This is a genomic window from Streptomyces sp. NPDC002935 (assembly GCF_040611295.1).
Classification (GTDB): domain Bacteria; phylum Actinomycetota; class Actinomycetes; order Streptomycetales; family Streptomycetaceae; genus Streptomyces.
On sequence record NZ_JBEXNW010000053.1, the window covers coordinates 47,121 to 53,731 of the forward strand.

A 6,611-nucleotide genomic window follows, 5' to 3' on the forward strand; every position below is an offset into this window, starting at 1 on the left:
TCCTATGCGTCTCCTATGCGTCCCCTTCTCCATCCGGGGCGGCGCGATGACGGAGGCGGATGCCATGGCGAGGGTGGCGGCCGTGGCTACTGCGCGTGGCGATGAGCGGGGGTCTGCGGACTCCGACCGAGGTGCGACACCGCGGTCCGCGAAAGGGGCACTACGCGCAACTGGGATGGCCGGAAGCGTCCACCATCGAACAGATGTTGGCCTGTTTCCCATCCCTGGACGACACCGATCCGGTGTCCGGCGGGGAGGGGCGGTGCCTGGGTGAGGCCTGAGCAATCCCTGGGCGAGGCCTGGGCGCGACGCCTGGAACGTGTGCGGCCGAGGGTCCGATCCCTGGGGCGTGCGCTGTGAACGACACCGATCCCTGGGGCGCACGTGCCGCCGGACTGGAGTAGCCGCCAGGCCGGAAGCGCCGCCGCACTTGACGGGCCACCGACCTCTCCTCGCCCCACAACCCCAACCCCAGTCCCGGGGCTCGGCCCCACTCCCAGCCCCGGGCACGACCCCACCCCCCAGTCCCGGGCGGCGCGGCCCGGCCCCAGTCCCAGGCGCGGCCCGGCCTCAGTCCCAGGCACGGCCTCGGCCGGTCACTCGACCGGTTCCAGGAATCCCTGTTCCACCAGCAGGCGGATCTGTGCGGGCGTCCGGTCGCGCAGCAATACCGGGTCCTCGCCGACGAGTTGGGCGATGGCGTCGAGAATCCGCCCCGCGCTCAGCGTGCCGTCGCACACCCCGGCGAAGCCCGCGCCGACCGTGTCCACCTTGGTGGCCCGGCGCATTCCACGGTGCTGACGCAGCACCACATGCTCCGGGTCCTCGGCACCGGGCAGTCCGACCTGCTCCTGCACGACCTCCGCCACGAGCTTGAAGTGACCGGCGAGCAGACCCGCGTCGTCGTGCTGCCGCAGATAGTCGACCCGGTCGAAGTGCGCGCGCACGGCCTCGCCGAGCGGCTGCTCGATCGAGTGCGGCCACTCCTCGACCGTGATCGAGGGCTCGGCGGCCGCCGTCCTGCGCAGCGTGATCCATCCGAACCCGACGGCCTTCACCTTGCGCGCCTCGAACTCGTCGAGCCACGCGTCGTAACGTGCCTGGTAGTCGGCCGGGTCGGCGCGGTGGTCACCGGCGTCGCGGAGCCACAACTCCGCGTACTGCGTGACGTCCTGCACCTCGCGCTGCACGATCCACGCGTCGCAGCCGCGCGGCACCCAGGAGCGCAGCCGGTCCTGCCAGTCCTCGCCTTCCACGTGCTGCCAGTTGGCCAGGAACTGGGCGTATCCCCCTTCGTTCAGCCGGTCCCCCGACTGCTGAACGAGCGTGCGGCAGAGATCGTCCCCGCCCATTCCCCCGTCGCGGTACGTGAGCCGGGCGCCCGGCGAGATCACGAAGGGCGGGTTCGAGACGATCAGGTCGTACGTCTCGTCGGCGCGGACCGGTTCGAACAGGGAGCCCTGGCGCAGGTCGGCGGCCGGGGCGCCGGAGAGCGCGAGGGTGAGCGCGGTGACGTGCAGCGCGCGGGGGTTCAGGTCGGTCGCGGTCACGCGCGTGGCGTGCTGCGCGACGTGCAGGGCCTGGATTCCGGAGCCGGTACCGAGGTCGAGCGCGGACTCGACGGGCGTGCGCACGGTGAGGCCCGCGAGGGTCGTGGAGGCGCCTCCCACGCCCAGGACGACACCTTCCTCCCGGCTGCCGATGCCGCCCGCGCCGCCGACGGCGCATCCGAGGTCGGACACGATGAACCAGTCCTCGCCGCCGGGCCCGCCGTAGGGCCGGATGTCGACGCTCGCCGCGACCTCGTCCGCGCCCGCCCGGGTCAGCCAGCCGCTCCCCAGGGCATCCCCGACGGGCAGCACGTCCGCCACCCGCGCGTGCGGCACGGGCTGCTGCAGCAGGAACAGCCGTACGAGCGTCTCCAGCGGTGTGTCCCCACGGGTCGCCCGGAGGGCGGGCACGGTCTCACTGCGCGCCAGCGCCGCGTACGCGGGGGCGCCGAGCAGGTCGAGGAGTCCGTCGGCGGTGAAGGAGGCGTCGAGCAGGGCGCTCCGCAGCCGGGCGGCGACGTCGGGACGATCGGACGAGGGCAACGGTGACAGGCTGGTGTGGCTCACGCCTCCCATTGTGTCCGCTATCACCCACCGGCACCCACACCTGTGGACAAGGCGGTGCCTGTGGACAACGCATGCCGAGAGCCCGGCACGCACGGCGCCGGGCTCTCTCGGTCGAGCGGGCGATCGCCGCCCTGGGGACTCCTCCTGCCGGCTCAGCCTCGGCCGCCTGCAGGGGCTCCCCCGACTCAGCTCCACGTCGCCGCCGGGGACTCCCCCGAGGACTCGGACCTACGTCGCCGCCGGGGACTCCCCGGGGCTCAGCTCTTGGTCGCCGCCGGGGACCCCGACGCCGACTTGCAGCTGTCCTGCTGGGCCATCGCCTTGCCCACGTCGCCCTCTTCGAGCTTCTTCAGGGCGTCGTTGCCACTCTGGCTCAGTTTGTCGAGCTGGGTCGCGACGTCCTTGAGCCCGTCGGCGAACTTGGCCTGGTTCTTGGTGTCGAGCTTGTCGACCTGCTTCTTCAGGGCGGCGTACGACGCGGAGATGTCGTTGAGCTCATTGACCGCGTTGGTCTGCTTCGTCTTGCCGTCGTCGACGTTCGGCGCTCCCGCGTTGTTGACGGCGGTGCCGATCGCCTTGTAGGCGTCGGACATGTCCTGGAAGGCCTGTGCGTCCGTCTTCTGGACGTCGTCCGGCGCGCTGTTGTCCGAGGTCTGCTTCTGGATCGCTGCGTTCGCGTCCTCGATCTTCTGTGCCTCCGGCTTCACCGCGTCACAGACCTGCTTGGCCCAGGAGTCCAGCTTGTCGTTGCCTTTGTCGTCGCTGCTGCATCCCGACAGCGCGAGTACCAGTACCGCACCGCCGGACAGTGCGGCCGCGAGCTTCTTGTTCACCGGTTTGGTCCCTTCCATGGCTCTCGGCCCCGGAACATACACGCCATGTGGGCGACACCTCTATGCCGAATGTCCGTTAAGACACTTATTAAAGCCATTTGCACCAAGAGAGAGAAGGCTCACGACGAAGGTGTGAACACACACAGGGCGGGCGCACAGCGCGTCAACACGCGCCGTACACCCGCCCGTTGGCCCTGCCCTGACCAGGCACGGAAGTCCGTGCCGCATCAGGCCCGGAACCTGTGAGCTACGAAACCACCGCCGGATCGGCGGACTTGGCGACCCCCTCGTCGTTGTCTTCCTCATCGCCCATGACGATCCCGCGCCGCTTGGAGATGTACACGGCACCCACGATCACAACGATCGCGACAATGGCGATGAACACCCGTACGCCGACGCTCTTGTCGTCGCCGTACGAGAACTTGACGATCGCCGGAGCGATCAGCAGTGACACGAGGTTCATGACCTTCAGCAGCGGGTTGATCGCGGGACCCGCCGTGTCCTTGAAGGGGTCACCGACCGTGTCGCCGATCACCGTCGCTGCGTGGGCCTCGCTGCCCTTGCCGCCGTGGTGGCCGTCCTCGACGAGTTTCTTGGCGTTGTCCCACGCGCCACCGGAGTTGGCGAGGAAGACCGCCATCAGCGTGCCGGTGCCGATCGCGCCCGCGAGGAACGAGCCGAGCGCGCCGACACCGAGCGTGAACCCGATCGCGATCGGCGTGAGCACCGCGAGCAGGCCGGGTGTGGCCAGTTCGCGCAGCGCGTCCTTGGTGCAGATGTCGACGACGCGCCCGTACTCGGGTTTCTCGGTGTAGTCCATGATCCCGGGGTGCTCGCGGAACTGCCGCCGCACCTCGTAGACCACCGCCCCGGCGGACCGTGACACCGCGTTGATCGCCAGCCCCGAGAAGAGGAAGACGACCGCGGCGCCCGCGATGAGACCCACCAGGTTGTTGGGCTGCGAGATGTCCATCATCAGGTTCAGCGGAGCACCGGCGCCGGAGACCTTCTCGCCCACGTCGCTCGCGGCCGTGGTGATCGCGTCACGGTACGAGCCGAAGAGGGCCGAGGCCGCGAGGACTGCGGTGGCGATGGCGATGCCCTTGGTGATGGCCTTGGTGGTGTTGCCGACGGCGTCCAGGTCGGTGAGCACCTGTGCGCCCGCGCCCTGGACGTCGCCGGACATCTCGGCGATGCCCTGCGCGTTGTCGGAGACGGGGCCGAAGGTGTCCATCGCGACGATGACACCGACCGTGGTGAGCAGGCCCGTTCCGGCGAGCGCCACGGCGAACAACGCCAGCAAGATCGACGTACCGCCCAGCAGGAACGCCCCGTACACGCCGAGGCCGATCAACAGGGCGGTGTAGACGGCCGATTCGAGACCGATGGAGATGCCGGCGAGGACGACGGTGGCCGCGCCGGTCAGCGAACTCTTGCCGATGTCCCGCACGGGACGGCGGGTTGTCTCGGTGAAGTAGCCGGTCAACTGCTGGATCAGAGCGGCCAGCAGGATGCCGATCGCGACGGCGACGACCGCGAGGATCCGCGGATCACCGCCCTTGGCCTTGATCGCCGCGTCCGTGACACCGTCCAGTTCGGCGTAGGTCGCCGGGAGGTAGATGTACACGGCCAGGGCGACCAGCACGAGCGAGATCGCCGCGGAGATGAAGAAGCCGCGGTTGATCGCGGACATGCCGCTGCGGTCGGAGCGCCGTGGCGCCACCGCGAAGATGCCGATCATCGCGGTGAGTACGCCGATCGCGGGCACGATCAGCGGGAACGCGAGCCCGGCGTCGCCGAACGCCACCTTGCCGAGGATCAGCGCGGCGACGAGCGTGACGGCGTACGACTCGAAGAGGTCCGCGGCCATGCCGGCGCAGTCGCCGACGTTGTCGCCCACGTTGTCGGCGATGGTCGCGGCATTGCGCGGGTCGTCCTCCGGAATGCCCTGCTCGACCTTGCCGACCAGGTCGGCGCCGACGTCGGCGGCCTTGGTGAAGATGCCGCCGCCGACACGCATGAACATCGCGATCAGTGCCGCGCCGAGACCGAAGCCCTCCAGGACCTTCGGCGCGTCGGCCGCGTACACGAGCACCACACAGGAGGCGCCCAGCAGACCGAGCCCCACCGTGAACATGCCGACGACGCCACCGGTGCGGAAAGCGATCTTCATGGCTTTGTGCGAGACGGCGGTGAGATCCCTTTCGGGCTCGCCCTCCGCCGGGGTCGCTTCCCGTGCCGCGGCGGCCACGCGGACATTGCTGCGTACGGCGAGCCACATACCGATATAGCCGGTGGTCGCCGAGAACGCCGCGCCGATCAAGAAGAAGATCGACCGTCCGGCGCGCTGATTCCAGTCGTCCGCGGGCAGCAGCATGAGCAGGAAGAACACCACGGCGGCGAATACGCCGAGCGTGCGCATCTGACGCCCCAGGTAGGCATTCGCGCCCTCCTGGATCGCCGTCGCGATCTCCTTCATGCTGTCGGTGCCCTCGCCGGCCGCGAGAACCTGGCGCACCAGGATCCCGGCGACCACGAGCGCCGCCACTGCGACGACCGCGATGACCATCACGATCAGACGGTTGTCGTCCGTCAGGACCGCGGCCGCGAAGGTTGTGGGGTGGTCAAACTGATGAGGGGTAGAAAGCCCCGCCATTCGTCCTCCTTGACGCTTGGGCTGAGCTCAAGATGTGGACGGATTGTAGGTACCGGAACCTGATCAAAACAGTGCGCGGTAAGCGGAATTAGTCTTCACATGCTCTTCAGCAAATGATCGACAGGCGTCCACGGAACCCAAAAGCAGTAATGCCCCAGAAGCGTTGACGCTTGATCCAATTATCGCGCGATTGATCGTGAATGAATTCACGAAACGCCGTGCACGATCATCTTATGGACACGAGCGAGGCCCCGGACATGCCGAAGGGCCCCACCGAGTAGGGCCCTTCGGGGCAAGAGAAGTCAGGCGGCTGTCAGGGAAGAGCCACGGCCGGCGGCGTAGTTGGCCAGCTCATCCTGATCAGTCCGCCGTGCTCCCCGGCAATGACTTCCACGTCGTCGACGAGGCCGCTGATGACCGCGAGGCCCATCTCGTCCTCCTCGGTATCCGCGTCCGAGCCACCGGAGGCGGCGCCGGACCCCGCCCCTGGCACCGAACCCGGCGCCTCGTCACCGACCTCGATGGAGAACTGCTTCTCCTCCTCGATCAGTGTCACCTGCACCGGCGCCGAGATGCCGCTGCTCTGGTGCAGCCCGACGGCACGAGTACAGGCCTCGCCGACGGCGAGCCTGACCTCGTCGAGGACGGCCTCGTCCACTCCGGCCCTGCGCGCCACCGCTGCCGCCACCAGTCGGGCGGTTCTGACGTGCTCGGGCAGCGCGCTGAAGCGGAGTTCAACGGTGGCCATGCATCCCCCTCTGAACTACGGGCGTGCTGTCAGGGGACCGGGCCGTGGGCCCGGACCCCCACTTCTGCGAAGCCGGGCCCACGACCCGGGAGACCGGTGGTCAGTCGGTCGCGTTGACCGCCTCCTCCACCGAGGTGTGAATCGGGAACACCTTGGTGAGACCAGTAATACGGAAGATCTTCAGAATGCGCTCCTGGTTGCAGACCAGACGCAGCGAGCCCTCATGGGCCCGGACGCGCTTCAGGCCGCCCACCAGC

4 protein-coding genes and 1 pseudogene are annotated in these 6,611 nt (G+C 68.8%); all 5 read right to left on the reverse strand.

Annotation, left to right across the window (positions count from 1 at the left end; all coding sequences use genetic code 11):
• Positions 1-596: 596 nt before the first annotated feature.
• Positions 597-2,126, reverse strand: coding sequence for a class I SAM-dependent methyltransferase (locus ABZX90_RS40850; RefSeq protein ID WP_351126380.1), 1,530 nt, complete (start codon positions 2,124-2,126; stop codon positions 597-599).
• 248 nt (positions 2,127-2,374) lie between these two features.
• Entirely contained in the window at positions 2,375-2,968 is a 594-nt protein-coding gene (locus ABZX90_RS40855) for a small secreted protein (protein ID WP_351126381.1), read from the reverse strand.
• Positions 2,969-3,197: 229 nt separating this feature from the next.
• Complete coding sequence (locus ABZX90_RS40860; protein ID WP_351126383.1) at positions 3,198-5,606, reverse strand: sodium-translocating pyrophosphatase; 2,409 nt, start codon at positions 5,604-5,606, stop codon at positions 3,198-3,200.
• A 313-nt stretch (positions 5,607-5,919) separates the two neighbouring features.
• Positions 5,920-6,354, reverse strand: a complete 435-nt coding sequence (locus tag ABZX90_RS40865) for an ATP-binding protein (protein ID WP_351126385.1) — start codon at positions 6,352-6,354, stop codon at positions 5,920-5,922.
• Positions 6,355-6,454: 100 nt separating this feature from the next.
• Positions 6,455-6,611 (reverse strand): annotated as a pseudogene (bldG, locus tag ABZX90_RS40870) (anti-sigma factor antagonist BldG); the annotation flags it as partial.

Coding starts and splice junctions, on each gene's coding strand:
- ABZX90_RS40855 (WP_351126381.1), bottom strand. CDS start 2,968: ATGGAAGGGACCAAACCGGTGAACAAGAAGCTCGCGGCCGCACTGTCC.
- ABZX90_RS40860 (WP_351126383.1), bottom strand. CDS start 5,606: ATGGCGGGGCTTTCTACCCCTCATCAGTTTGACCACCCCACAACCTTC.
- ABZX90_RS40850 (WP_351126380.1), bottom strand. CDS start 2,126: ATGGGAGGCGTGAGCCACACCAGCCTGTCACCGTTGCCCTCGTCCGAT.
- ABZX90_RS40865 (WP_351126385.1), bottom strand. CDS start 6,354: ATGGCCACCGTTGAACTCCGCTTCAGCGCGCTGCCCGAGCACGTCAGA.